Annotated in this window: 26 protein-coding genes; 13 read left to right on the top strand and 13 right to left on the bottom strand. The window is 38.3% G+C overall.

The window, feature by feature from the left end; all coding sequences use genetic code 11:
- Positions 1-34 precede the first annotated feature (34 nt).
- Both EHQ31_RS08665 and EHQ31_RS08675 read left to right on the top strand, forming a co-directional pair.
- Positions 35-328, top strand: coding sequence for a hypothetical protein (locus EHQ31_RS08665; RefSeq protein ID WP_135568446.1), 294 nt, complete (start codon positions 35-37; stop codon positions 326-328).
- A 456-nt stretch (positions 329-784) separates the two neighbouring features.
- Entirely contained in the window at positions 785-1,177 is a 393-nt protein-coding gene (locus EHQ31_RS08675; RefSeq protein ID WP_135568447.1) for a hypothetical protein, read from the top strand.
- Here EHQ31_RS08675 and EHQ31_RS08680 read toward each other — a convergent pair whose 3' ends face one another.
- Positions 1,178-2,002: a hypothetical protein gene (locus EHQ31_RS08680; protein WP_208652753.1), complete on the bottom strand. Its 825-nt coding sequence runs from the start codon at positions 2,000-2,002 to the stop codon at positions 1,178-1,180.
- A gap of 84 nt (positions 2,003-2,086) precedes the next feature.
- Here EHQ31_RS08680 and EHQ31_RS08685 point away from each other — a divergent pair, with 84 nt between their 5' ends.
- Positions 2,087-3,394 carry an ATP-dependent 6-phosphofructokinase gene (locus EHQ31_RS08685; protein ID WP_135568448.1) on the top strand — a complete coding sequence of 436 codons (1,308 nt, stop codon included), beginning with the start codon at positions 2,087-2,089 and terminating at the stop codon, positions 3,392-3,394.
- Between the two features lie 9 nt (positions 3,395-3,403).
- Here EHQ31_RS08685 and EHQ31_RS08690 read toward each other — a convergent pair whose 3' ends face one another.
- Genes EHQ31_RS08690 through argB form a run of 3 tightly spaced genes read right to left on the bottom strand, consistent with a single transcriptional unit; the run spans position 3,404 to position 6,641 of the window.
- Positions 3,404-3,994: a hypothetical protein gene (locus tag EHQ31_RS08690; RefSeq protein WP_135568449.1), complete on the bottom strand. Its 591-nt coding sequence runs from the start codon at positions 3,992-3,994 to the stop codon at positions 3,404-3,406.
- Positions 3,995-4,010: 16 nt separating this feature from the next.
- Positions 4,011-5,756: a SpoIIE family protein phosphatase gene (locus EHQ31_RS08695; RefSeq protein ID WP_135568450.1), complete on the bottom strand. Its 1,746-nt coding sequence runs from the start codon at positions 5,754-5,756 to the stop codon at positions 4,011-4,013.
- A gap of 6 nt (positions 5,757-5,762) precedes the next feature.
- The gene (gene argB / locus EHQ31_RS08700; RefSeq protein WP_135568451.1) at positions 5,763-6,641 is read right to left on the bottom strand and encodes an acetylglutamate kinase; all 879 of its coding nucleotides are present in this window, start codon (positions 6,639-6,641) and stop codon (positions 5,763-5,765) included.
- 20 nt (positions 6,642-6,661) lie between these two features.
- On the opposite strand from argB, the gene EHQ31_RS08705 reads away from it, so the two are divergent.
- Positions 6,662-7,471, top strand: a complete 810-nt coding sequence (locus EHQ31_RS08705; protein WP_135568452.1) for a carbon-nitrogen hydrolase family protein — start codon at positions 6,662-6,664, stop codon at positions 7,469-7,471.
- On the opposite strand, the gene EHQ31_RS08710 is transcribed toward EHQ31_RS08705, so the two are convergent.
- Complete coding sequence (locus EHQ31_RS08710) at positions 7,468-8,361, bottom strand: alpha/beta fold hydrolase (RefSeq protein WP_135568453.1); 894 nt, start codon at positions 8,359-8,361, stop codon at positions 7,468-7,470. The two genes, EHQ31_RS08705 and EHQ31_RS08710, sit on opposite strands and share 4 nt — an antisense overlap.
- An 8-nt stretch (positions 8,362-8,369) precedes the next feature.
- Positions 8,370-9,500 carry an alanine racemase gene (gene alr / locus EHQ31_RS08715; protein WP_135568454.1) on the bottom strand — a complete coding sequence of 377 codons (1,131 nt, stop codon included), beginning with the start codon at positions 9,498-9,500 and terminating at the stop codon, positions 8,370-8,372.
- Positions 9,501-9,555: 55 nt separating this feature from the next.
- On the opposite strand from alr, the gene EHQ31_RS08720 reads away from it, so the two are divergent.
- The 5 genes from EHQ31_RS08720 to EHQ31_RS08740 all read left to right on the top strand — a co-directional run bounded on the left by EHQ31_RS08720 (position 9,556) and on the right by EHQ31_RS08740 (position 14,579).
- Complete coding sequence (locus EHQ31_RS08720; protein ID WP_135568455.1) at positions 9,556-10,758, top strand: aminotransferase class V-fold PLP-dependent enzyme; 1,203 nt, start codon at positions 9,556-9,558, stop codon at positions 10,756-10,758.
- A gap of 26 nt (positions 10,759-10,784) precedes the next feature.
- On the top strand, positions 10,785-11,729 hold the full coding sequence (locus EHQ31_RS08725) for a bile acid:sodium symporter family protein (protein WP_135568456.1): 945 nt from the start codon (positions 10,785-10,787) through the stop codon (positions 11,727-11,729).
- A 34-nt stretch (positions 11,730-11,763) separates the two neighbouring features.
- Complete coding sequence (gene rpmG / locus EHQ31_RS08730) at positions 11,764-11,925, top strand: 50S ribosomal protein L33 (protein WP_081581570.1); 162 nt, start codon at positions 11,764-11,766, stop codon at positions 11,923-11,925.
- Positions 11,926-11,933: 8 nt separating this feature from the next.
- Positions 11,934-12,401 carry a TraR/DksA family transcriptional regulator gene (locus tag EHQ31_RS08735; protein WP_135568457.1) on the top strand — a complete coding sequence of 156 codons (468 nt, stop codon included), beginning with the start codon at positions 11,934-11,936 and terminating at the stop codon, positions 12,399-12,401.
- Between the two features lie 99 nt (positions 12,402-12,500).
- Positions 12,501-14,579, top strand: a complete 2,079-nt coding sequence (locus EHQ31_RS08740) for a hypothetical protein (RefSeq protein ID WP_208652754.1) — start codon at positions 12,501-12,503, stop codon at positions 14,577-14,579.
- 4 nt (positions 14,580-14,583) lie between these two features.
- On the opposite strand, the gene EHQ31_RS08745 is transcribed toward EHQ31_RS08740, so the two are convergent.
- Positions 14,584-15,078, bottom strand: a complete 495-nt coding sequence (locus tag EHQ31_RS08745) for a YiiD C-terminal domain-containing protein (RefSeq protein ID WP_135568458.1) — start codon at positions 15,076-15,078, stop codon at positions 14,584-14,586.
- 91 nt (positions 15,079-15,169) lie between these two features.
- The gene (locus tag EHQ31_RS08750; RefSeq protein ID WP_135568459.1) at positions 15,170-16,405 is read right to left on the bottom strand and encodes a methyl-accepting chemotaxis protein; all 1,236 of its coding nucleotides are present in this window, start codon (positions 16,403-16,405) and stop codon (positions 15,170-15,172) included.
- Between the two features lie 75 nt (positions 16,406-16,480).
- On the opposite strand from EHQ31_RS08750, the gene EHQ31_RS08755 reads away from it, so the two are divergent.
- The gene (locus tag EHQ31_RS08755; protein ID WP_135568460.1) at positions 16,481-16,885 is read left to right on the top strand and encodes a hypothetical protein; all 405 of its coding nucleotides are present in this window, start codon (positions 16,481-16,483) and stop codon (positions 16,883-16,885) included.
- A 21-nt stretch (positions 16,886-16,906) separates the two neighbouring features.
- On the top strand, positions 16,907-17,278 hold the full coding sequence (locus tag EHQ31_RS08760; protein ID WP_135568461.1) for a PAS domain-containing protein: 372 nt from the start codon (positions 16,907-16,909) through the stop codon (positions 17,276-17,278).
- Positions 17,279-17,285: 7 nt separating this feature from the next.
- Here the strand turns inward: EHQ31_RS08760 and EHQ31_RS08765 are convergent, their stop codons facing one another.
- The 3 genes from EHQ31_RS08765 to EHQ31_RS08775 form a co-directional block, all read right to left on the bottom strand.
- Positions 17,286-18,695 carry an AMP-binding protein gene (locus tag EHQ31_RS08765; protein ID WP_135568462.1) on the bottom strand — a complete coding sequence of 470 codons (1,410 nt, stop codon included), beginning with the start codon at positions 18,693-18,695 and terminating at the stop codon, positions 17,286-17,288.
- A gap of 63 nt (positions 18,696-18,758) precedes the next feature.
- Positions 18,759-20,522, bottom strand: a complete 1,764-nt coding sequence (locus tag EHQ31_RS08770; RefSeq protein ID WP_135568463.1) for an LruC domain-containing protein — start codon at positions 20,520-20,522, stop codon at positions 18,759-18,761.
- Between the two features lie 177 nt (positions 20,523-20,699).
- Entirely contained in the window at positions 20,700-21,425 is a 726-nt protein-coding gene (locus tag EHQ31_RS08775) for a ubiquinone/menaquinone biosynthesis methyltransferase (protein WP_135568464.1), read from the bottom strand.
- 16 nt (positions 21,426-21,441) lie between these two features.
- Here EHQ31_RS08775 and EHQ31_RS08780 point away from each other — a divergent pair, with 16 nt between their 5' ends.
- Both EHQ31_RS08780 and EHQ31_RS08785 read left to right on the top strand, forming a co-directional pair.
- Positions 21,442-21,909 (top strand): MotA/TolQ/ExbB proton channel family protein, encoded by a 468-nt coding sequence (locus tag EHQ31_RS08780; RefSeq protein WP_167481647.1) that lies wholly within the window; start codon positions 21,442-21,444, stop codon positions 21,907-21,909.
- The gene (locus tag EHQ31_RS08785; RefSeq protein ID WP_135568465.1) at positions 21,906-22,301 is read left to right on the top strand and encodes an ExbD/TolR family protein; all 396 of its coding nucleotides are present in this window, start codon (positions 21,906-21,908) and stop codon (positions 22,299-22,301) included. The genes EHQ31_RS08780 and EHQ31_RS08785 overlap by 4 nt, the downstream gene beginning before the upstream one ends.
- On the opposite strand, the gene EHQ31_RS08790 is transcribed toward EHQ31_RS08785, so the two are convergent.
- The gene (locus EHQ31_RS08790) at positions 22,285-24,285 is read right to left on the bottom strand and encodes a PAS domain-containing sensor histidine kinase (RefSeq protein WP_135568466.1); all 2,001 of its coding nucleotides are present in this window, start codon (positions 24,283-24,285) and stop codon (positions 22,285-22,287) included. The two genes, EHQ31_RS08785 and EHQ31_RS08790, sit on opposite strands and share 17 nt — an antisense overlap.
- On the bottom strand, positions 24,282-25,415 hold the full coding sequence (locus EHQ31_RS08795; RefSeq protein WP_135568467.1) for a PP2C family protein-serine/threonine phosphatase: 1,134 nt from the start codon (positions 25,413-25,415) through the stop codon (positions 24,282-24,284). The genes EHQ31_RS08790 and EHQ31_RS08795 overlap by 4 nt, the downstream gene beginning before the upstream one ends.
- Between the last annotated feature and the right edge of the window lie 60 nt (positions 25,416-25,475).

A 25,475-nucleotide genomic window follows, 5' to 3' on the forward strand; every position in this document is an offset into this window, starting at 1 on the left:
AGACTTAGTCTATGACTAAAGTTAGGAGGGTTCTGTGAGTTTCATTCAAAACAACCACAACCACGGATGGAAATCTGTCGCCAAAGGAACGCTTGGTGGTGGGTTTCCTTTTCATTCCAAACTAGCCACTTGGTTGCGAGAATATACAAATATACCCCAAGATACCGAATTAGAAATTCTAGAAGTAAGTTGTGGGGAAACCAGTTGTCCAACAGAAGAAACTATGATTGTTTGGCAGGATCAAAAATTTCGAATTTCCAGGAAAAAAGAAAACATATCAAAAATGGATGTGGATTTGTCTTGGAAACGGTTTGTGAACAAAGTATAATGAGAATTTAGAAAAGTTTTTTCATTCCCAAAAATATATAAACGATTCGATTGAATTGACACCAGAAGCTGGGTTGTCGCCACTACGATTCAGAGAATTTTCCCAAATGTAATTCCGCACTTACGTGCGATTGACTTTGCGAAAGATGTCATTCGTTATTGTTCTGAATACGATTTTAATATATATTTGATGCCCATTAAAATTGATTTAGGGGTTTATTTAAATGGTATATTCAAATCTTAAAGAAAAGTACAATTAACAAAAGCCGGTTGAGTAATTTTCCATTTTGTCTTTTCCCCGCACAAGGGATCGAAGCGAAAATCCTTTCCAGAGTTAGAAAAGTGATCGATACAATAATGAATTTGGAAAGATTGTAGCGGAGAGCCCGGTCGTTCTAGAATTAGGTTCTGGTATCACATCAAATTCGATGTGCCCAAAGGGAAAATAAATCAATTTATGAATTCACAAATTCAGTTTTTAAAAAACAATCCAAAGTATATTTTTTTAATCGATGGTCTTGGTGCCATCCTTTCGGGAGTGTTACTTTTTTTCGTCCTTCCTTTGTATGCAGATTTACTTGGTATGCCAATTGACACACTGTATACTTTATCAATCTTACCTTTTGTTTATGCCGTTTATTCTTTGTTATGTTATTTTTTAAATCCTTTTCAGTGGAAATTTTATTTACGAGTGATTGCCATAGCCAATTTTTTCTACTGCACTTTCACTATGTTTTATTTGGTTATGAATTTAGACCAAACTACGACTCTATGTGAAATTTATTTTGTTTTGGAAATGTTGGTGGTCGTGAGTTTAGCTAGTTTTGAGTGGAAGTTAACGAATGACTAACTAATTAGCGTGTTTGGATGGTGCCACTGGCATATAGTATTTGAGGCCTAAGTTTCCTTGGATTTCTGGCGCCCAAAGGTCATCCAATGTGCGGCCCGCTTCCCTTGCGTTGAGTGGAACTCTCACCATTCCTTCTAGAGTCAGGTTACTATTGGAGATACTGATTCCTGGTGTTACGTAAACCTGTCTTCCCACAAAGTTGGTTCTAGAAGGTTCTTGTGCGCGAATGGAAGAGTTAAATCGGTTGGCGTACTCTGAAGAATCAAACCTATGTAATTCGGAAAGTTGTAAAAATAGTTCCCAACGAGAGTTTTTGATAAAGGAAAACAAATTGCGATTGAGTCGGTATTTGATCCGAACTTTTGACTCTGCTACATCCACATAACCGGAACCACCTTGGTTCAAAGACATTCCCATGCTAAGACCCAAATCAAAGGTAAATCCATTTCGATAATACACATAAGTCACATTGGGTTGGTAGGAAAGTAGGGCCGAGTTCATACGTTCCGGACGGACATCAAAGTTTCCTTCAGGATTTCTGTATGGGTTCGTTGTTGCGAATGGAATGACAGGGGAAAAAATTTGGATCCCAGCCATTGGGTCATTGGATTTTGGAAGTTTGCCATCGAATCCAAGTTCCAATTCTTTTGGGAATCGAAAAGGGATTAGGATCGCCAAATTCCCGTTATGTGAACCTCCGACTTGGAACAAAGAAGCTCTAGGATCGGAAAAAGAATAACTAGAAAAGAAAGGTAACCCTTGCGCAAAAATAGTATGGCTCGTCATAGAGGCGAGAATGGTTGTAAGTACTATCTTTTTAAGCATCTAAAAGCATTTCTGCCTGCTTTTCCTTAGTTTGGCAATGAAATTTGCTTTCTTCTCGCTCTTTTTTTGTTATAAGTGGATGCGATGAATGAAAATGATACCAAGGTTGAACAATTTGGACCCTGCACCATCCCAAACCCAGCAGGGTATGACTACTGGACCGAAGATAATTCCGTTGTACTTTTCCAAACCATATTTTCAGGGCCAGAGGACGCTAGAAAAACCGTAGAAACAAGCCCCGTATTTTTTGAACAAGCAGGCCCTAAAGAGAAAATCTATTTTCGCCCTGAAGAAGTCACTGCGGGGATTGTGACTTGCGGTGGACTTTGCCCTGGAATCAACGATGTAATCCGTGCTCTTGTGATGGAATTACATTATCGTTACAAAGTGCCACGTATTTTGGGTTTTCCTTTTGGATACGAAGGCCTTGTGAAAAAATATGGGCATAGGCCAGTAGAACTCACTCCCGATAAGGTAGCTCATATCATGAACTTTGGTGGTTCGATATTAGGATCATCTCGTGGTAGTCAAAATATTGGAGATATGGTCGATACATTATTCCTCTATGGAGTGAAGATGCTTTTTTGTATTGGTGGTGATGGCACTCTTCGTGGTGCGCAGGCCATCCAAGAAGAAATTCGCAAACGAAAAGAAGACATTGCCATTGTTGGGATTCCCAAAACAATCGATAACGATATCAACTACGTCCAAAAAACCTTTGGGTTCTCGACTGCTTTTAGTAAGGCGGTAGAAGCAGTAAATTGTGCTCATGAAGAAGCAAAAGGGGCACCGAATGGAATAGGTCTTGTGAAACTTATGGGACGCCATTCTGGTTTCATAGCTGTGAATGCAGCACTTGCTTCCAAAAATGTAAATTTTGTCCTCATCCCAGAACTTGATTTTGATTTAGAAGGAGAGGGTGCCTTTCTTACCGTTCTAAAAGAAAGAATCCAAAGAAGAGGTCATGCCGTGGTGATTTTAGCGGAAGGTGCCGGTCAAAAGTTCTTTGAAGATAAGGGCGAAAAAGATTTATCAGGAAACAAAAAGTTGGCGGACATAGGAATATTTATCAAAGATAAAATTACTGAGTATTTTAAAAAGGAAGGAGTGAACCTCAATTTAAAATACATAGATCCTAGTTATATCATTCGTTCGGTTCCTGCCAACGCGGAAGACTCTGTGTTTTGCGGGTTTCTTGCTCAAAATGCAGTCCATGCTGCTTTTGCTGGAAGGACTGGATGTGTAGTAGGGATCTGGAACAATGTGTTCACGGTTATGCCCATCTCCCTTGCCATTGCAGAAAGAAAGGTACTACGACCAGAAAGAAGTACACTCTGGCGGGCTCTTCTTTCTTCGACGGGCCAACCCAATGAGATGAAGGCGAAAGGCTGATCATTATGATCAGCTGTTCTCAACCTTCTTCTGAAATTTAAGAATATTATCTCGAATTTCTTCTTCTTTTTTATGGAGTTCTTTTAGAAACTCTGTATCCAAAATCATTTCTGGTTTTTTGATGAACTTACTTTCGTCATAGTTATCAATTTCGTATAACAGATCTTCGATGTTGGATTCAACTTTTACCAAACTTTGGATGGATTCCACTACCTTTTTGTTTACAAATAGAATCTCTTTGAATCGTAAAATATAATGTTGGAATCTATTTTCGCGGATCATTGCTTGGCGTTGCATTTCTTTTACAATTTCGCGTTCTTTGAGAACTTCTTTTTTCTCAACAAGGATCTGGTTTTTGAAAATGCGAATTAGATTTTCTGTTTCTAGTTTATAATTTTCAAAACTGCTGTTATGGTTGTTTTGTAGGTCATCCAATTGTTTTCGGAATTCTTTTTCTCGCAACCGGTCTTGTTCTTTGCGTAACTTGTCGGATGCCTGTAACGCGTTTTTGACACGTGTTTCAATGACAGCATCTAACATGGCTTTGTGCAGTTTATCCAATCGTAAGGACACTGCCATTGCATATAAAATGCGTTTCATAAAAACTCCTTTATTATTAGTTTAGACGAATAATAAAGAGAGAAAGGTCATCGTGTGGTTCTGCTTCTCCCACAAATTCACTTACTTTTTGTAAAATAGCTTGCCTGATGACTTCTGGCGGATCGTTGATATGAGATAGAATTACCGATTCGAGTCTTTCTTCTGAAAAAAGTTCCTCTTTTATGTTCATAGCTTCTGTAACACCATCTGTATACAGAACCAATAGATCACCCGGCAAATAACTCACAGTATGTTCTGAAAATTCGCAATGCCCAATTCCCATCGGTTGGCCTTTGCCAGAAAGATGTTGGATTTTATGATGTTTTTTGCGATAGATGATTTGTAAGTTATGACCTGCAGAAGAATAAGTTAATTCTTTTTTAGTCATATTGATTCTCACAAGCATCGCAGTGACAAACATAAGAAATCCCGATTTATCTTGTAAGATCTGGTTTGCATTAAAGAGCGCTTCACTTGTGGAAGTTGTTTTCGCCACCTCTTGTTGTAAAACCGTTTTAGAAAACTCCATAAAAAGAGCTGCAGGAGTTCCTTTTCCCGAAACATCAGCAATGATGACAGACACTTCATCTTTTCCATGTACTACCATATCATAGAAGTCCCCGCCAATTTCACGGGAGGCTTGGTAGTAAGTATCAAATTCTAATAGGGAATACTGTTTTGGGATAATAGGGAGTGAATGTTTTTGAATCATAGCGGCAACTTGCATGTCACGATCAATGTTTTTCAAACGTTCACTTTGTATCTTTACTTGTAAGGCAGTATAAGCTTCCCCCACTTGGTTTGTAAGAGTTCTTAAAATCCGAATGTCCATCTCATCAAATCTTGTACGAGATGTTTTGTCTGAAACTATTAGAGAACCTAACCATTCTTTGTTTTTTAAAATGGGGAATAGGATCATACTATGTTGAAACAAACCTTTGTGAGTCAGTTGCATTCCTTGGGGTGAGTTTGCAGTGATAATTTTAAAACCTTTAAACATCCAATCTGCTTTGTCTGCAAAAAGTAGAACTTCTACATCTTCGTCATGGATTTGGTCAGAAAACCCTTTTGATTTAGTACGTGGCAGGCCTTTTTTTTCAATCTTTTCAAAGTGAAGGGAAACTCTATCTACTTGTAAAACATCAGAAATGGTTTTTACAGCAAGGTCCATAAATTCGTCGGAACTTTGGATATTGGCAAGTGCTTGCGAGATTTGGAATAAACCATTGAGTTCGTTGGCTCTTAAATTAAGGCTATCGATTAGAAGGCGATTTTTAACGGCAATTGCTGCTAAGTTAGAAAGATATTTTAGAATTTTAATATCGGTATGATTGAATTCCCGGTTGTCGAGAGAGTTGACTGCTTCGAGTACACCTTGTACTTCTCCTTGCGCAACCATAGGTACACAAAGTAAGTTCCTCGTGACATACCCCACTTTTTGGTCAATGGCCTTAAAAATTCTTGGATCGTTGGCGGCATCGTTCACAATCTCTGGTTTGAGAGTTTCGAGCACCATTCCTGCGATCCCTTTTCCCCTAGGAACTGTTAGGTGGGCAAGTGATTCTTCTTTTAAACCACTAGTGGTATTAAAAACTAACTGATCATTTTCTTTATCATAAAGGAGTAGGGAAGAACCTTCCGTTTGGAGAACATCACGAGTGATTCCCATGATCTCACTAAGTAGTGTGTCCAAATCTTCATGAGAATTGATGCGGCTTGTAATGTCTGAAATCAGACCTAATGTCAGTAGTTTTGTAGGCATCCGAATCTATCCTTGTTCGATCAAACTTCCAATCCCTTGGTTGGTCAAAATTTCAATTAAGACGGAATGGGCAACACGTCCGTCGATGATGTGGGCTCTTTTGACTCCTGAGTCAATGGCGCGCAAACAACACTCTACTTTTGGTATCATGCCACCAGAGATCTGTCCACTTTTTATATGGTCGTGAATATCCGCTTTTTTGAGACCCGTTACCAATTGGCCATCGATCAGAATTCCTGGAGTGTCAGTGAGTAAAATGAGTTTGTCTGCATGAAGTGCTTCTGCGATGGCTCCAGCCATTGTATCTGCATTGATATTTAAAGTTTGTCCTTCTTTTGACATGGCAACAGGTGAGATAATAGGTATAAAACCTTCTCGTTGTAAGGTGAGTAAAATATTGGAATCAACTTCAGTTACTTCGCCCACAAGACCCAAATCCACTTTTTGAACCTTACCGTCTTCTGCTTCCACTTCCATTAGGTATTTTTCAGCGATAGCAAGCCCCCCATCTTTTCCAGAGAGACCCACTGGTTTCCCACCTTTTTCTTGGATGAGAGAAACAATTTGTTTGTTTACTTTTCCCGTAAGGACCATCTCCACCACTTCCATTGTGGGTTCGTCAGTCACCCGATGTCCACGAATGAACTGTGTATTGAGATTAAGAGATTTGATTAGGGCATTGATTTCTGGTCCACCACCGTGAACCACAACAGGATTGATTCCTAAATATTTTAAAAGTACAATATCCTCAGCAAAAGAAGCTTTTAATTCTTCTTCCACCATCGCCGCCCCGCCGTATTTGATGACAATGGTTTTTCCAGAATATTTGATCAAATAAGGAAGTGCTTCCAAGATATGATTGATTTTTTCAGAATGGTGGTTCATAAAAGTCCTCATTTATGATAATGAAATTTAAAGCCGCCGCAGTGCAAGTCACAAGTACAGCAAGAGTCTCAAATAACCTAACTAAGTGTAGGCAACTCGTAGAGGAGGCGGCAAGTGCTGGTGCCAAGGTCATTGGTCTTCCTGAAAATTTTTCCTTTATGGGAAGTGAGACCGAGAAAAAAAATCTTCTTGGTCAAATTGAAGAAGAAACAAATGTTTTTTTACAAGAAACAGCAAAAGACCTGGGGATCTATCTTCTCGGAGGAGGTTTTCCTACCCAAGCACCTACAGGAAAAGTATACAATACTGCTATCATGAGAGATCCTGAAGGAAAAGAAGTGTTTCGGTATCACAAAGCCCATTTATTCAACGCTGTGGTGGGCGATGGTTTTAATTATAGCGAATCCAATTCCACAGAAAGTGGGGGAAAGGTTCCCGATGTGATCCAAACTGAATACGGAAAAATCTCTTCCGCCATTTGTTATGACCTTCGTTTTCCTGAGCTCTTTCGTGCGCTCTCCAAAAAAGGAGTCGAACTTTGTTTTTTGCCAGCAGCCTTTACTGTTCCTACGGGGGAGGCACACTGGCATGTACTCCTACGGGCTCGTGCCATTGAGAATTTTATGTATGTCATCGCACCGGGCCAGACAGGAGTCCACGATCCACATGGGAACCGAAAGACCTTTGGCCATTCTCTCATCATTTCGCCTTGGGGGGAAATTTTAGATGAGATTCACAATACGGAAGGATTTGCGATTGCGGAAATCGACTTACAAAAGTTAAGCGAAATCAGAAACCAACTTCCTAGTTTAAACCATCGTTTGTTTTAGAAAAAGGATTTTTTTATGGGAGAGGCCTTTTTCATAAGAATAAAATCTTTCATAACTTTTTCCGCTGCCTTTTGTTTTTCCATGTGTACGAAATGTCCGCATTCAGAAAATAACACTGCTTTGACATGAGGAGTGGTTCTTTCTAGTTCCATTACATCCTTTCCTGGAATGATCGGATCCTCTTCTCCTCGCATAATGAGTGTCGGAACTTGATTTCCAAAAACTAAGGGACGAATGTCCGTTCTGTCTAACATTTCCAGGATCATTAGGATTTGTCTTGGATTCAAACATTCAAATTGTGGATTGTAATCTTTTAAAAATTGTTTGATATCTTCGCGTGCATGGAAAGCGCTCGAATCAAACACTCCATAGGAAAACCCAATTTGTAAGGCTTTGGGAAGGGCCTTTCCAATTTTGAATCCAAAATCAAAAAAACTACCTAAGTTCGCACGGAGTCCCATAACTCCAATTTTTAAAATTCCAGGTACGGGTCCGTGGACAAAAGGTGCTATCGAAATGACTTGTTTAATCCTTTGTGGGAAAAGGGAAGCAATGGCAAGGACAGCCATCCCACCTGTCGAATGACCCACAAGAGTAATGTCTTTTTCACCTGCAGAGGCCCAAATTCCTTGTGCCTGTGTTTCTAAAAAGTCTTGGAGGGTGAGCCCTTTTTTTTGATCAAAAATTTCTGCTGGATAATGACCAACTAAGTCAAGTTCAATGACATCTCCAAACTGGCGAAAAAAAGGAATGTTAAGACCCCAATAACCAGCGGCAGAACACCAACCACCAATAAGGACAATTATTTCTTTTGCCTTGGGGTTTAACGACTTATGCTTAACGTAAGTTAGTCTATGATTTTTCCAGTTATATATTTGTCTCTCTGACATAATTTCCTCTAGTCTTCAATGATACGAGGGAAAGATCCCAAAATTCTTGTGACCACTTCGTAGTTAATAGTCCCAGTCCAAGCGGCATGATCATCAGCAGAAATGAATTCATTTCCTGACTTACCCAAAATGACAACATCATCACCAAGTTTTGCATCAGGAATATGTGTGATATCAAGCATTGTCATATTCATACAAATCCGACCTAAAATTTTTGCTCGTTCTCCACGAACTAACATATATCCATGATTCGAAAGTTTCCGATCCAGTCCCTCATAGTATCCGACGGGAACAACTGCCAATTTTGTATCATGTGTAGTTTTATAAGTAGATCCGTAGCCAATAAATGTACCTTGGCTCAGATTCTGGATGTGTTGGATTTGGGTTCTCCAACTAAGTGCTGGTTTTAACATCCCCACATCTTTTTTCATAAGAGATAAGGACAATTTTGTTTCAAGACTTGGCCAAAGTCCATAGAGAGAAATTCCCACACGAACCAAATCCATCCTTGCTTCTGAAAATAACATAGCAGACGCAGACGAGGCGCAGTGGCAAATAAGATCAATAAACCCGTGTTTAGCGAATGTGTCGATTGTATCTTGAAACTTACTTAATTGTAACATGGAATAACTATGTTCTGTAAAATCTTCGGTGCTCGCAAAGTGGGTGGCTATCCCCGAAAGCGGGAGTTTTTTTTCAAAAATTTCTTTGGCCAGGGCATCAGCATCGCTTGCGGGAATTCCAAGCCTTGACATCCCTGTGTCCACTTTTAAATGAATTTTAGGTGTAGGGGAAAGTTTGGCGAGAGTCTCAATTTCATCAATTCGAGAGACCATAACCCAAAAATTTTCATCTGCCAATGATTCCTTTCTTTCTTTCAGATCAGGAATGCTCCCCATTATCAGAACAGTGGCTTTGGTAAAAACGCGCCGAATGGAAAGAGCTTCCTCTAGGGAATTGACCCCCAAATAATCGGCACCTGCATCGAGGGCGATGGAAGCTGTGGCAAGAAGGCCGTGCCCATAGGCGTTGGATTTGATAATAGCAGTAAACTTGGTTTTGGGTCCAATCAGCTTTCGAAAGAGGGCAATATTGTGGCTAAACGCCGACCTTGAGAGGTAAATCCGAGAAGAGAGCACGTTCCCATTTTTTTTTACTTTTCTCTTCTGTCGCTTCAGATATTTCTATTTTTGCATGACTCTGAATCCATCTGAACTTCCATCGTTTCCTTCCTTTCCCCATTGGAAAGGGATCTCCCAGTATTTCCCCGTACAGAATGATTCCGTCTGGTTGAATTATTGTGGGACCACCCCCGTTTCTACTTATGCCATTGATATGATGAATCTCTACTTTCAGGAATATGCAAGGTATGGGATTTTTGCCCCCAGTTTTGCAGAACCTGTGATTAAGTCGAAAATCAAAGGTTATATTTCAGAAATTCTAAGTTGCGATCCATCGGAAATTGGGATTGTACATAACACAAGTGAGGGGATGAACCTTTATTCTCATAGCATTCAAATTCCAAAGGGAAAACGAATCCTTGTTTTGGAAAATGAATACCCTAGTAATGTTTATCCCTGGGAACATTGGAAAGAAAAGGGAGTTGGTTTAGATTTTATCCCAGTGGGAAAAACTCCCGATGAATTTTTAACAAATCTCAAAACCGAATTAGGAAAAGGGGATGTATACATTCTTAGCCTATCGCCTGTTCATTGGTGTACGGGAGTGGTTTTTGATATGGAAGCCGTTTCCAAACTTTGTGAAACAAACTCCACCAAACTTGTAATTGACGGAAGCCAAGCCGTAGGTCATATCCCACTTGATTTTGGGAAATTGAAAGTGGCATTTTGTGCTTTTGCCGCTTGGAAGTGGTTACTTGGACCATTGGGTTTGGGAGTGGTGTATTTATCCAAGGAAGAATCTAAAGGTTTTAAACTGATCTTTAAAGGCCAAGCCAGTGTCGTCAACGATTCCAACTATTTCCCTTATCGGGATGAGTGGAAACCCGCTGCCGACCAATTTGAACAAAGTACCATCAATTTCAATGATTGGATTTATTTTTATGCCTCACTAAAGATGTTATCAACTCTTGGGTTTACTCGGGTTAGGGAACGGATTTATGAAGTGGCAGGAATGTTTAAGGACGCAATTCACGATCTTGGATTTACTTTAGAATCAGATGCATTTCCCCAAATAAAAACAGGAATCCTTGCCATCACAGGACATAAGGATCCGTCCAAATTCCAACCGGAAGCCATCCAGGCCTTTCTAAAACAAAGGAAAATCACAACAGCGGTGCGTTTAGGACGGTTACGAATGGCTCCTCATATTGCTATTGAAGAAGAACATGTGACCCGTGTGAAAGAAGCCTTATCTGACTACCTAAACCAAAGTTAGGTGGAAATTGTTTTCTAAAATTAAATATGCTCACACAAATATCTAAATTCATAGTCAATGCCTTCCCCCTTGTGCTTCTTTTGATTTCGGGGATTGGTTTTGTATCTCCCGACAATATCATTTGGTTCAAAGGCCCTTGGATCACTTATAGTTTAGGTGCCATTATGCTTGGGATGGGACTCACTCTGGAAGCAGAAGATTTTATTCGTATTTTAAAACAACCAAAACCAATTCTAATTGGAACAGTATTACAATATACGATTATGCCAATCCTTGGATATTCTCTCGGATATTTGTTCCAACTACCACAAGCATTTGCTGTAGGGCTAATCCTTGTCTCATGTTGTCCCGGAGGAACGGCATCCAATGTGATCACATTTTTGTCCAAAGCGGATGTGCCTTTAAGTGTTACTTTAACTTCTGTTTCTACAATCCTTGGAATTTTAATGACTCCCTTTCTTGTTGCGGTTCTTATTGGGAGTCGATTGGAGATTGATCGGTTGGGACTTGTATTGACAACCTTCCAAGTGATTTTAGTTCCCGTAGGTTTAGGATTATTCTTAAAATCCCTTTTCCCAAAACTTACCAAAGAGGTTCAGGATTTTTTCCCCGTACTTTCTGTACTCTTGATTGCGATGATCGTGGCTTCGATCATTGCCAGTGGAAAAGAAACCATCCTAAATTCTGACTTTCGTATCTTTTTTGCAGTGATCCTTTTGCATTTAGGTGGGTTTGGATTTGGTGGAATTTTTAGCCTGTATCTGACAAAGAATGCAAAAACAGCCAAAACCATCTCCATCGAAGTAGGGATGCAAAATTCGGGGCTTGGGGCCGTGCTCGCCAGGACTCATTTTCTCGATCCGAACACCGCCATTCCTAGTGCTTTATCGAGTTTGACCCATTCGCTTCTGGGAAGTCTATTTGCTACCTATTTCAGAAAGGAACAGAAAAAACCCTCTATTGTCGATTGACTATATATGGGGTCGGTACGTCATGGCATAAATTATGAGAGAAATCATAAAACTAACCTGTGTCCCATGTGCGATACCTGGGCGGTCAAATTACTTCCAGACTAAAAACAAGAAGACTAAGTCGGAAAAACTTGTGACTAAAAAATATTGCAAATTTTGCAAATCACATACGGATCACAAGGAAACCAAAGTCTAAGGGATAAGATGCCTAAACCAGCTGCAAAATCTTCATCATCAGAGAAGGGAGTGGACAAAAAGTTCATTGAAGAGGTGCGAGAGCTCCTCCAAGAGAAAAAAGAGTCCCTCTTAATCAAACTCAATCAGTGGGAAGACACTAGTTCTCCTTCTGGATTGAAAGAGATGGGTGATATTGCCGATATCGCATCCGAACTCAATTCAGAGGCTCTAACTTCTGTTTTGACTGAAAACGAAATTGAAACACTACGTGAGATTGAACTTGCGTTAGAAAAGATCGAAAACGGAACCTACGGGATCTGCGAAGGAACTAAGAAAAAAATTCCACTCGCTAGACTCAAGGCCATCCCGTGGACGAGATTCACTGTGGAATTTGCAGAACAAATGGCAAAGAGCCGTAACCGTGCCGGTGGATACCGCATGGATTCTTTATCTGCATACCCAGTTACCGGAATGGATGTGGATTCTCTGGACTAAGAGAATCCTTACTTCTTTTTTCGAACCTGGTCTCGAATTCTCCCGCTTCTTAAAATTTTACAATTGATTCGTCACGTAAGCCACTAAACTCTTTCTATCGTGAGTTTTCTAGGCCGCCTTCGATCGTTACCGATTTATGACCTCCTTTTCTTTTTTTTCTGTACCTTCTCCTTATGGAGCCTTCACAGATATGTAGAACCGGTCCCTGTTTCATCCTTCTATCCTTCCTTTCTTTTACAATTTGCCTTTGGATTTTTTCCTCAATTATATCAGAGGAAATGGGGTAGGATCTTTACCGCACTGGGAGTGTTTACGTTTTTACGCCTTCCGTATCTTTCCGGTTTGCCGATGTTGGGTTCCTATCAGTTGGTGGGTTTGTTTCTTGGAGCTATTTTAGGAATTTGGACTAGGGAATTCATTTTAGTCCTTCTCGGTAGAAATGAAATTGCCCTACCCAAACAATCCGATCAAATTTTAACCGACTGGATGATTCGTAATCCCACAGGTAAATCCACTCTTCCTATTTGGTATTCCACTTACTTTGGGATTGTATTTTTTATTTTGATTCTTACAGTGCTTTGTTTTTTCCAATACCAAGGTCTTGGTTTGGTAACAGGACTTGGGATCCAAGAGTATTTATATTTTCCATCTCTTTCTTCTAGAGAAGCTATGGGCCTTTCTTGTAAAATCTTAGTGCCAGTTTCACTTGTGATCCTATATCTTTTTTCAGAAGAAAGATCTATGCCTACACCATCTAAAGATAGTTTGTCGGAGCAAATTAGGTTCGGGATTTTTTTAGGTTTTGGGATCAATTTACTTGTGATGTGTATCCAATCTGTATGGAGTTTGGATTTTTTTTCTAAAGGGACTTTAGAAAGTGTGAGTGCAGGCCGTACAACAGGCCTCTTACAAGATTCAGGTTCTGCTTCCTGGATTTTACCAATCCTTTCATTATTATGGATTTCAAAACTTGTCAATACTTGGCGTAAATCCAAAGAAAGATTCAGTTTGATACTTGCCATATTCACTTTCTTTTTTGTCACTTGGCTTGGTTTAAAACAAGGAAAAGCATTTTGGGTTATATGGACAATTTCCATTGCGATTGGGATGATCCACCTAACGACTGATCTCTGGATTGTATCCATTACAAAAAAAAGAATCACTAGGATTGGATTGTATTTTTTAATTCCCATAGTTGGTTTTTTTACTTTGTATGGGCTCAGTTTTTTACAAAAAGATTGGGACCTAGTTGAGTTATCCAAAAGAACTATGACCGCCATTCCTGTTTGGAAATCGGATCCATATTTGGCTCTAAAAAGAATGGATGTAGTTCGAGCAGAACTTCTTACCATTTGTATAGAAGGAATCAAAAACAATCCTTGGTTAGGAAATGGAATTGGGTCTTTTCCACTGGCCATGCTTGACCCGTTTCGCATAGGTACAAAAACATCTAGTCCACTCATCGACTTCCCACCCAATTTTTATCTTTGGTTGGTGTATGATTTGGGAATTTTAGGTGCCATTGTATTTTTATTTTATATAGGATTGTTTCTCTGGGAAAGAGGGCTTTGGAAACAAACCTTACTTCTTGTTTTGCCACTATTTTTTGGAGTTCAGATACAAAACTCTGATGGTGCCTTTCTTTGTTTTTACCTAATCCTTCTTGGTGAAAAAGGAACAGGGTATTCTCTTTCTTTTGATAAACTGAGAAAAACCATTTGGTTTTCTCCTTTGCTCCTGATCCTTTCTGTCGGTCTTCCTCTAAACTACGCTTTATTTTATTCACAAAGGTACTGGGATTTTGGAATTGGTTCCGAGTTTCGAAAAACGCAGTTAAAAGAATTTCAAACTGCAGCCACATTGCCGCCAAGAGCACCTAACTTTGAATATGAGTTTCACGGAAAAGTATGGGAATGGAAATTGTCAGAATTTGGATCTGCCAGGTCAGGTAGAATTTTTTTAGAAACAAACAACAGAAGTCCTGTTGTTGAAATTTTGTTTTTAAACTCTGATCGAAATATCATCAAACAAGAGTTATTTGCAGAATCGAAACAAGGATACGAATGGACAGGAGAATGTCCGAAAGGAGCCTCCTTTATCCGATTAAAATCAAGATCTAAATTAGAATTTCGATTGCCCAGGTCTCAGTTTGATGGGAACAATCGAATCCAATTTTAAATACTTAAACCAACCTTCGAATGTATAAATCCTTGGTGATTTTGGCGACAGTTTTCCCATCTTCACCGACTACTTGGGTTTCATAGGTTCGAATGGTTTTTTTCTCTTTTTTTAAGAGTTCCTTTAAATCATCAAATTCACTATTTGGAATATGGAAGGTGGCGGTAACCGTGCCTTCCCCTGGTTTGACAAAATCGATTTTTGCCCCTTTGTCCCAAACCATATAATCTTTTCCAAGATTCATCATAAGTAAAAACATAAAAAACGGATCACACATAGAGTAAAGGGAACCACCGAAATGAGTGCCCACATAATTCGTGTTTGATAAAATCAGCGGCATAGATACTACCATTGTATTGTTGTCTACGAGTTTCGGTAGAATGTTTGCACCTTCATAGGGTTTGAACATTCGGAATGCTTGTTCAAAACCGTAGGTTTGTTCTAAAAATTGCCATAAAGGATGGACTTTGTATTCCAGTAGGATTTCCCTGTGTCTCATAAAAACAAGATTGAATAGTATAGAACGAACGGTCTACTATTTCTTCTTTGTTTTAAAAGTAGGTAATGATAAAAATTATGTTTTTGGTAAACTAAATAAGTTCATCTGCTCCATTTGAAATTTCGCCTAATTTTCTTTTCATAGTAAAACTAAGTTGTAAAATTTCTTGTTGGGCATCTCGTATATCTTCACATTCTTTTTGAATTGTATCCGATAGTGTTTGTATGTCTTCTAAATTCGTATGAATCGTAATGATTTCGCCGTAAACTTCACCTGAGGTATCTCTGACTCTTTCTGCTACATCATCAAGAGTTTTTGCTTTGGAAAGGATCGCACCACCTCTTGATTTTAGTTCTTGAATGGATTGAATGACCTCTGCAATCGTACCGTGGACAATGTGAATTTCGTTCGCAATAAACTGGAATGCATTACCAGATTCAATTCCCAATTTTTCTGCTTTCCCATAATCGCTTACATTTTCTTTAAGTATCGTTGTGATTTGTTTTGCATTGTTTGCTGTCACAGTTGATAACTTACCAATTTCGTCTGCGATTACAGTAAAACCTTTTCCTTCTGAACCCGAATGAGTTGCTTCAATGGCAGCATTAATTGCAAGTAAGTTTGTTTCTTTAGAAACGCCGTTGATCAAATCAATCAGTTTTAAAATACTCCCAGAAGATTCACTAAACTTCCTTATAGTTTTATTTGTATCTTCTACCTTCAAACGACCGTCCCTACTTAGAAATACAAGATTTTCCATCGTTTCATTTCTGCTTTGGATTTCTGCAATGACGATGTTTACAATATCAAACATAATATTGATTTCTTCTGAAGTTTTTCCAACTGCATCCATTAGTTTTACTTCCTCTAGAGCAAGTTGTGAAACGATTTTATATACATTGTTTATATCTTGTCCAGTCGTGTGGATTTTATCATTCAAATCTAAAATATGTTTTGTAATTGTGTCCATTCGTTCTTTGACCGAAGAACTGTGTTGTAAAAGTGTACCAGAAAAATCGTTTATATTGATGCCTCGTCCTGAAAGTAAAAGTAAGGGATCTACCATTTGGGACTTTGGTCCCACCCAATCTCTTATCATTTTACGTTTTTTACGCAGAAGAAAAAAGGAAAAGGCTGTAAGTAAAATGATTCCTCCACTGGTTAAAACGGAGAAAGTAAGAGGAATGCCACTCATGGCAACTAGCACGAGGTTTGTAACAGTAAAAACAACCAGGATTAATGCTAAGTAAATTTCTAAACGTACGATCTGTGGATAAATCTCATATTTTTCGTTTTGTAATTCCTGTTTGAATTTATCATTTCCCATTTGTGAATCAAAAATCGCTTTTTTTATATTTTTTTTAGAGGAATTAATTCATTTCTCTATCTAATCTATTAGACTATGATATTTACCAAAAGGGAAATTGAAGAACACTATCCTCTTGCTGAAAGATTACGATTAGAAAAAGCAAAATCTCAAAACTCCGTCATCTATTGGATCAATGAGTTGGTTCGTAACCAAGTGCGTGGAGCGGAGGATGTTACTAGCCTGATCGAAGTGACTAAAGATTTGATTGCACAGGTGGAAGCTTTGTACGCAGAAAAAGAAAATTCTGCATCCAATGAAACAACAATCCAGTCCAATCTTCCGGAAGCAGAGTTATTAGAAAACCAACTTGTTAGCTTATATGAAGAAAAGGAATTATTGTTTTCGAAAACCAAAACAAATTCTATGGAAGAGGTAATTGCTCTTATCCAAGGAATGGAAGAACAATTAAATTCTATGTATTCTGAATACGAAACTTAAAAAAAAATAGGAACTAAATTGATGAGCAAATTTATAGACACAAATACTCTAAGTAAACTGGGAACCTTAACACAATCAGAAGCAGATGCGGCTCCATTCGGAATTGTTAAGGTTGATCAGAACGGAAAAATTTTATTATATAATAAATATGAATCAGAATTAGCAAATGTACCGATACAAACGGCAGTCGGTAAAAACTTTTTTACTGAAGTGGCTATTTGCACTAACAACAGAATTTTTTATGGTAGATTTAAAGAAGGAATGGTTACAGGCGACTTGGACATTGCCTTCAATTATGTATTCACCTATAAAATGAAACCTACTAATGTTGTGATCCATTTATATCATGATAAATCATCAGATTCTAATTGGATCTTTGTTAAACTGAGGTAATGATTCCTTATTTTAATAAGTAGAGTTTTTCCTGAATATACTCTTTTATCCCAGATAAACTAGCAAAGTAACTGGTTTGTTTGTCTTCATCTGGGATTTTATGTTTTATTTTATTTTCTAACTTTAATATAAGTTCTGTATATTGAATTGAGTCCATTCCATAATCATAAACTAAATGTTTATTGTCTTCAGGTTGTATTCCGAGAATTGATTCTAAAATTTCGGTTACACTGGAATGAGAATCGATAGATCTAGTGGTTTTCAAATTTGATTTTCGGTTTTGTAAGAGCCTATATTCCTCATTACAAAGTTTGGTGATGGTTGGGTAGTCAGGTTTGCCATTCGGAAGTTTAGGAATAGAATCATTTTTTAAAACTATTCTTGGTACGTGACTATCCGGTAACTCCTTTCGCAAAATTTTTAAAATTTCTGCCCCGGACAATGGTCCAGTCGAAAAAAGACCTATCGTTTCCCCAAAACCAAAACTGTCTGTTACAGGAACACAAAGAAACTCTCCTTCAAGGGAGAGTCCCAGGATTTCAGATTCGATCCGATCTAAAGAAACTCTTTTCCCGTTGTGTTTAATGATTCTATCTTTTCTTCCAAGAAGATACCAACCAAGTTCGGACCAATTTCCTGAGTCTCCAGTCGCATAATATGTATTTGATGGAAGGGAATGTTTGGTCCATCCTTCTTTTTCTAAAAGAAAGGTCTCGTGTGAAAGAAAGGGACTTTGTATTAGGAGTTCGGTTTCCTCAGATCCAGATGTGAACTTAGTTTGTACCGCAGGTAGAATTTGAAACCGATTTTGTCTGAGTGGGTCTCTATAGCCGATTCCTCCAGTTTCTGTTGATCCATAAATTTCAAGAACGGAAACTCCACCCATGTCACGTAAACTCCGAGACAAAGGAACAGGAAACTTCATTCCAGAAACAACCGCAGATTTAGGTAGCGGTTTGCCTGAAGACAAGGTTGATTGTAACTTGGGAGCGGAAGTGATCCAGAGTTTTTTATTTTCCGAACTTGGTTCACAATCGATAGAGACACCCAATCGTTTGGGAATTAAGTAACCCCAAAGTAAACCGTAGAGATGACAGAGGGGAACTTGTACGTGAATCTTACCGGCGTTTTGGTAGAGGGCTTGAATTTCTGCTAAATTTGCCCAATAAAAAATTTCTTGTTCTATTTCGTTCCAATGTTTTGAAACCATTTTGGGAAGTCCTGTGGACCCTGATGTCACAAGACAAAAGGCCTTAGAGGTAGTAAAAGAAGGTAGAGAGAAGGTCGTTAAATGTTCTTCGAGTTTGGTTCCTTTCCAAAGTGGATCAACCAGGATAGGATTTTGGGAAGTTAAATCGGATTCAAAGTTTCCAGATAGAAAATATTCGTTGTCTGCGAATCGAAGGACAGAGGTCATAAAACAAAAAATCCTTCCCCCAGCGAACGAAGGAAGGATTTCTTAGGAAAGTTAGATTTATATTTAGGCTGCTTGTTGTTTTTCCAATCGTTTTTTCATTAGAAACCCAAGAGCCGCTCCCACAACAATCAAACTTGCCGAAACTTCGAAAGCGTTTTTGCGAACTGCTTTGATAAGGTAGGCAGAGAATCCATTGTCAACATAGAAGTCGCTCACCCGAACCACATAAGAAGGTCGGCTTGCGGTTGGAATTTGGTCTACATGTAAATACCAGTCTTTATGTTCTACGCCATTGGAAGTCATCCAAGTGTTGAAGAAGTAATAACCTGTCGTTGAAGATTTCCGAATGTCTGCCCCTTCTGTTGGGTGGTTAAAAACTCCAGGAACTACAATGGCCCAAGGGAAACCATTTTTGTCTAGGTAGGAGTCCTTACCTTTAGCATCTTTAAAATATCCAGGACGATAAATTTGTCTAAACACACCGTCTGTCTTTTGGTTGATCGCTAAGAAGTAATTTAAGTGTCCACCCACTAAGTTTTTAGTTACATTCAAGTCTACTGGTTCTTCAAATGTAATGGTAACTTGAGCTGTCACTCCGCGAACAAAGTCATTGATAGAAAAAGTGGTTCCCGCACTTGGCGCATTTTTTTTGCCAAATAATGTTTTGTCAGAGCTTGGTAAAAGCAGGACTCCTCGTTTGAGTTGTGCGGAATTTAAATTACCACCGGTGCAATCACCCGCAACATTTGCAGTGTACTTAGGCGCTGAAGCACAGCCGTTCCATGTGTTCCCACTTCCATCCAAATAACTTACTTGAACGTTCGCATTTGTAGGAACATCTAAAGCAAGTCTCAATTCATGGTTGTATCCTGCACCTTTGGCTACGTGAGTATACGTTCCGCGAATCGTCTTAACTTTGTTTGTTGGAGTTTTGTCCATTTCTGTGCTGAAAATTGTGGAATGGTCATTTAAGTCCGCATCTCCCGCAGATGGATACATGTCCTCGAATGCAATAGTATATCTACCGGATCTAGCGGTAGAGGCAAGGCTTGGATCTTCTGGAAATTCATCATAAACATTAGCAATTCCATCACAGTCTGTATCAACCGCTTGCACACAACCATTCACAGGTTGGAAATTAGTTGTACCAACATTGACGACTGGCGCTACTACAACCGTGCCAGTTCCCGACGTAGAACCAGTTGCAGGTTGTTGTACGGGAGCTGATCCTGTAATTTCCACCACTTCTCCTGTTGTAGGATTCACACCAATAATGCTAACATCCACTGTATTCACCGTAGGGGGAACACTGATAGGGATGGTAACGGAACCATTGGAATCTGTTGTTCCTGTTCCCACTACATTTGGTTCACCAGTCGTTGTGGATTCAGTCACAGTGACTGGTGCATTTGCCACTGGGCCAGCTTCGTTAGCAACTACGACAGTGACTGGAACCGTAATATTGGTTTCAAAATTAAAACTGCCACCACTGGTTTGGTCCACGACCACAACGGTTGTGTCATTATTGACAGTAGTAGGTGCTGGGGTGGCCACTTCGGGAGTGGTTGATGAGGATTGGTCCCCATTTGTATTATTACTTGTAGTGTCACCAGTTGTATTTCCTTCTGGTGAAGTCACTTGCGTTGGGTCAGTCGTTTCTAATCCGACTACAGTAAAGGCTCCATCTCCCGCACTTGCGGTTTCCGCTTTCGTTTCTGTGGAACCGTCTCCTAGTCCCAAAAAGGGAAGGAGTAATAAACCCTTCTTCTTATTGGAACAATCCAAAATTAAGAGAGGAATTGATAAAAGAACTAACCATCGTTTCATATTGAAATTTCCTATTATATAGTGAATTAAACGACAAAAGTTTGAAAAAATCAACGTGTATTTAGGAAAAATTAGGGAAATCCATTGGAATTTTGGGGGAAAGTACGAACACGGATCAAAAAAAGTACAGCTGGACAAACAAATTAGACATAAGTCCGATCAATTTGTCATATAACTTTAATTTGTTGCAACATGGGCCACAGCATTCCCAAAAACAAAATTTTGAAATCGAACATTTTGAAATCCCAATTCCAATAAAATTTTTGCCAATGTTTCTTGGTCGGGATACACTTTTGAGGAGTGCGGGAGATAATCGAACATCTCGTTTTCTTTTCCGTAGAGTAAATACCCAAAAATAGGAACCACTTTGAAAAAGTAAAAATCTGCAAAGAATTTAAGAAATTTGGGTCTCACTCGTCCCACATCTAAATTCACAAATACCCCATCTTTTTTTAACACACGTTTGATCTCGAGCAGGCATTTTTTTAAATCAGAAACATTTCGTAGACCAAACCCCATAGTCACAATATCAAAGCTGCCATCGGCAAATTGGCTTAGATCCATTGCGTCTCCGATGAGGAGTTTGACTTTTGGGTTTTCTGGGATTTTATGGATGGCAAAGGATAACATCTTTTCCGAAAAATCAAGTCCCACCACTCGTTCCAAGTTTTTGTCTTTGGAAAGGCGAAGTGTGATGTCTCCCGTCCCACAACAAAGGTCTAAGGCCGATTTTGCCGTAGGAACGCTTTTTTTGGCCTCTCTCACTACCCAATCTTTCCAACGGCGATGGAGAAAAAAGCTATTCCAATCATTAAACCTGTCATAGGCCTTAGCGATTCCATCAAAATTGGTTCGTACATATTCGGGTTTCTTTTCCTGGGATGGCAGTTGGTATTGGTTCATAGAGGTCGATACATCCATGAATTGGACATTTTCAATTCCCGCAATTTTGATTTTTGTTCTTCTTTTTTGTTTTTCTCTTTCCTCGTTTTATTTTTTCTTTCGAACCATACTTGGACTAAGGAAATTAGAAGACAAAAATTTTAGATTGGAAGTTTTCCCAAAAGAACCAACGGAAGCGGAAGTGGAATTGTTTTTTTCTCCCTTAGAAAGGACCGTCCGTTGGTTACCAACCATTGCTTCTCTTTCGATGTTACTAGGGCTTTTAGGAACTGTCATTGGTATAAACTCAGCTTTTGGCTCAATGGAAGCCCAGGGGAAAGTTAGTTTAGAAGTACTTGCTGGTGGGATTAAAGATGCATTAAACACCACGATTGTAGGGCTACTTGTGGCGATCCCATCTTTGTATTTTCATCGATTTACAGAAAACAAAATTCGATATATTTCCGAACTAATGGTAAATGATTTTTCTACTAAAGGTCCATGAAACTCCGTAAATCAATTTCAGATTCGTCAATTGATATCAGTAGTCTGATAGATGTATTGTTTATATTGTTGATTTTTTTAATGTTAGCTGTTAGGTTTACGGAAACTACCTCTACTATGCAATTGGATCTCCCAAAAACTAATACAGAGTCCATAGGTGAAGAAACTCCCACCTTCAAAATTCAAATCAATCATTTAGGGACAATTTTTATTGATAGTAAGGAAACAAACAAAGATTCATTAACAATCGTTATTCCAAAAAATGTAGAAGGAAAATCTTCAATCGTTTTGGAAGTGGATAAAAGGGCAGTTTTTGAAAACTTTGTTTTTGTAACGGATTTGTTAAAATCGAAGGGTTACCAAAAAATAAATATCATTACTCTGAAGGATTAGTGGATTGAACTAAATCAATCAAGAATTTGTATTTTTTGTTTTTCACTTTTTGTTCTAAGATTTTTTTCCCTTTATCTTCTGTTTGGATCTTATCTAACAAACCAATTAGTTGGCCGAAGTTTTGGATCCTGATTAATTGTAAGATTTCTTTTTTTAATTCTGGTGGAGATACCTTCAAAAATGTTTGTACAAATTCTACTTCAGGTTCCTCGGGTTTTGTAACATGCTCAAGTTGGTTTGTATGTGTGGGACCAATTTTTGATTTTTGCAATAATGGTTCTGGAATGACATCTAATCGTGTTAATGGGATCTCAAACCAAAATTCAGAACCTTGATCGAGAATACTGTTTACACTTATGGTTCCTCCTAAAAATTCCACTAACTGGTGACAAATGGATAAGCCGAGCCCTGTTCCTTCCTTATAAGAACTACCTTGTTCTGTTTGTTGGAAAGCTTCAAAAATAGAATGCAATTGGTCGTTAGGAATTCCAATTCCAGTATCTCGAACAATAAACTTTACCATATCAAAAGAATGTCCTGGGTCACTTTCGATTTTAATTTCTAAGCTGACAGATCCTTGATTTGTAAATTTTAATGCGTTCCCCAATAAGTTAACAAGTATTTGTCGTATTTTTTGTAGATCTGCTATGTAATAAGAAGTTACAATTACGGAAGCGTTTAATAGTTCGAAACTAATGGATTTTTCCGAAAAACGGTAGGAGAACATAGAGAACAAAGTGTCCCAAAGTTGCACTAAAGAAAACGGTTCTCTAAATTCAGTCATTTTGCCGGCTTCAATTTTTGAAAGATCCAAAATATCATTAATCATTCCAAGTAGATGAACTCCATTTTCATACAATGAATTTACATAACCTTTTAGGTGGTCAGGTAAGTTTGGATCTTTTTCTAATATTTGTGAAAAACCGATTACTGCATGAAGGGGAGTTCTAAGTTCATGTGTAATTTTAGAAAAGAAAGCGGACTTGGAACGATTTGCTTTAATTGCTGCTTCGACAGCTTTTTGTAATCTTTTGTTTTGTAATTGGATTTTTTGCGAATAGTCGTTTAATTTATCTTCCGCTAGTTTTCGATCTGTGATATCAAAGACAGTAGATTTGCTAATAATGAAATTACCGGCTTTATCAAAAGTTGCAGTCGTATTCAAACTCACGAAAAAAGTAGATTTGTCCTTTCTCACAAACTCTAATTCTACGCCCGTTAGGTTTTCATTAGGAAATGAATCTGTTATCAGTCGGTATTTGTCTCGGCTACTTTCCGTGAGTAATTCGTTAAATTTAAAATTACCAACAATTTCTTCTCTAGTATAACCTAACCAATCTAGTTCTGTATCGTTTATGGAAACGATTATATTATTTTTATCTAATGAGTGATAACCACATGGTGCGTTATTATATAGATCCAAAATCCTTTCATAGGATTTCATTAAATTCTCTTCGGCTATTTTTCGATTAGTGATATCGTTTCCAATTGATAACACTTCGTAAGGATACCCAAATTCATTTTTTAAAATACGATTTGACCAAGTAACCGTGCGTTTATCATTTTTCCCAATAAAAACATCATATTCTTGTCGAATATTTTGTTCCGGTCTATGGAAGATATTCCATAACTGGGACTTTACTTCGTTGGATTTTTCGAAAGGTATTTGGAACAAATCTAAAACTACATCTTTACCCTCTGCATCTTCTTTTCCAATTTGAAAAAATTCTTCCGCGTAAGGATTGATCGAATGAATTTTGAAATCGGGGCTCCATCGAATGATGATTGAGTTTGCGGTATCATAAATATCTTGGTATTGTTTTTCCTTTTCGCGGATGGTGCGTTCTATTTCTTCTGAATTGTTTAAATTCTTTCTAAAAAGGATTAACCTAAGTTTTTTTTCTCTCCTGTATGCATTGTGATAATAATAGGCGACTAACAACAATCCAGAAGCAATCAAAATCGCTAAGAGTTCATCGATCATTTGATTTCCAATAATAACATAGTCATATCATCTGCCACTTTTCCGTTTGAATACACCAGGACTTCTTCCTGAACCGATTCGAGGAATTCTTTTGATGGCAAGTGAATTCTGTTTTCAATGATTTCAGAAAATTTTAAATCACCTAGGTAATCTTCGTTTTCATTGGGAACTTCAAACATTCCATCGGAAAACAAAAATAATCTGTCCCCTGAAATTAAAAAAATATCTTCGTTTTCCGTATTCAGTTGGTCAGGAAACATCATGAGACAAAATCCTTTTGTTCCTAGTTTTATGATCTTTTGATCACGAATTAGAAACATATTATGGTGTCCTGCCATCGAATAAGAGAGTAAGTTTTCTTCGGCTTTATATCTTAAGTAGATAGCACTGATAAAATGAGTACTAATCAGAGGCGTAAGAGTGTGATGAATCCAATATAAACTTTCGCTAGGTGATAAAAAAGATTTATCCATAGTTTTAAAGGTGATGATGGCCATTAGAGAAACCATTGCAGCGGCAATTCCGTGGCCAGTTACATCTCCAAATAAAATATCTAAATCTCCAGAAGGTAACAAATCATAGGTGATAAGGTCTCCACCAACCAATTCCATAGGTTTATAGGAAGTATAAATTTGATAAAGAGGAGAAGGTGGGAACTGAAAAGTGACTAAATTTTCTTGGTTCGATTTTGCAAGTTCCAAATCTTTCTGAATTGCCTGTAATAAATCAATCCTTTCCTTTTCTAAAGTTTTGATTTTTATATGGGTACGGATCCTGGCTAAAATTTCTGATTCTTGAAAAGGTTTTGTAATATAATCGACAGCTCCTGTTTCCAATCCTTTGACTATATCACTCGTTTCATTTAAGGCAGATAAAAATAGGATAGGAGTATTTTTGGATCTATCCATACAAAGCAGTTGTTTGGCGACATCAAGCCCACTGATTCCTGGAAGAAGAATATCCAGTAAAATTAAGTCAAAGTCGAGTGCTTCTGCCAGCTCTAAAGCATATTCGCCGTCATAAGCGACTGCAACTTCATATCCTTGATTCAGTAAAATATGCGTAATAATTTCAATATTTGTTTCGTTGTCATCGACAACCAAAATCTTTGCCGCTTGCTTCGTGTGCACAATTCATGAAGGATTTGATAAAAAAAACATTTGGCAAGAGATTTTTGATTTCGTTTGCTT

Source organism: Leptospira montravelensis, from assembly GCF_004770045.1.
In the GTDB taxonomy this organism is placed as follows: Bacteria; Spirochaetota; Leptospiria; order Leptospirales; family Leptospiraceae; genus Leptospira_A; species Leptospira_A montravelensis.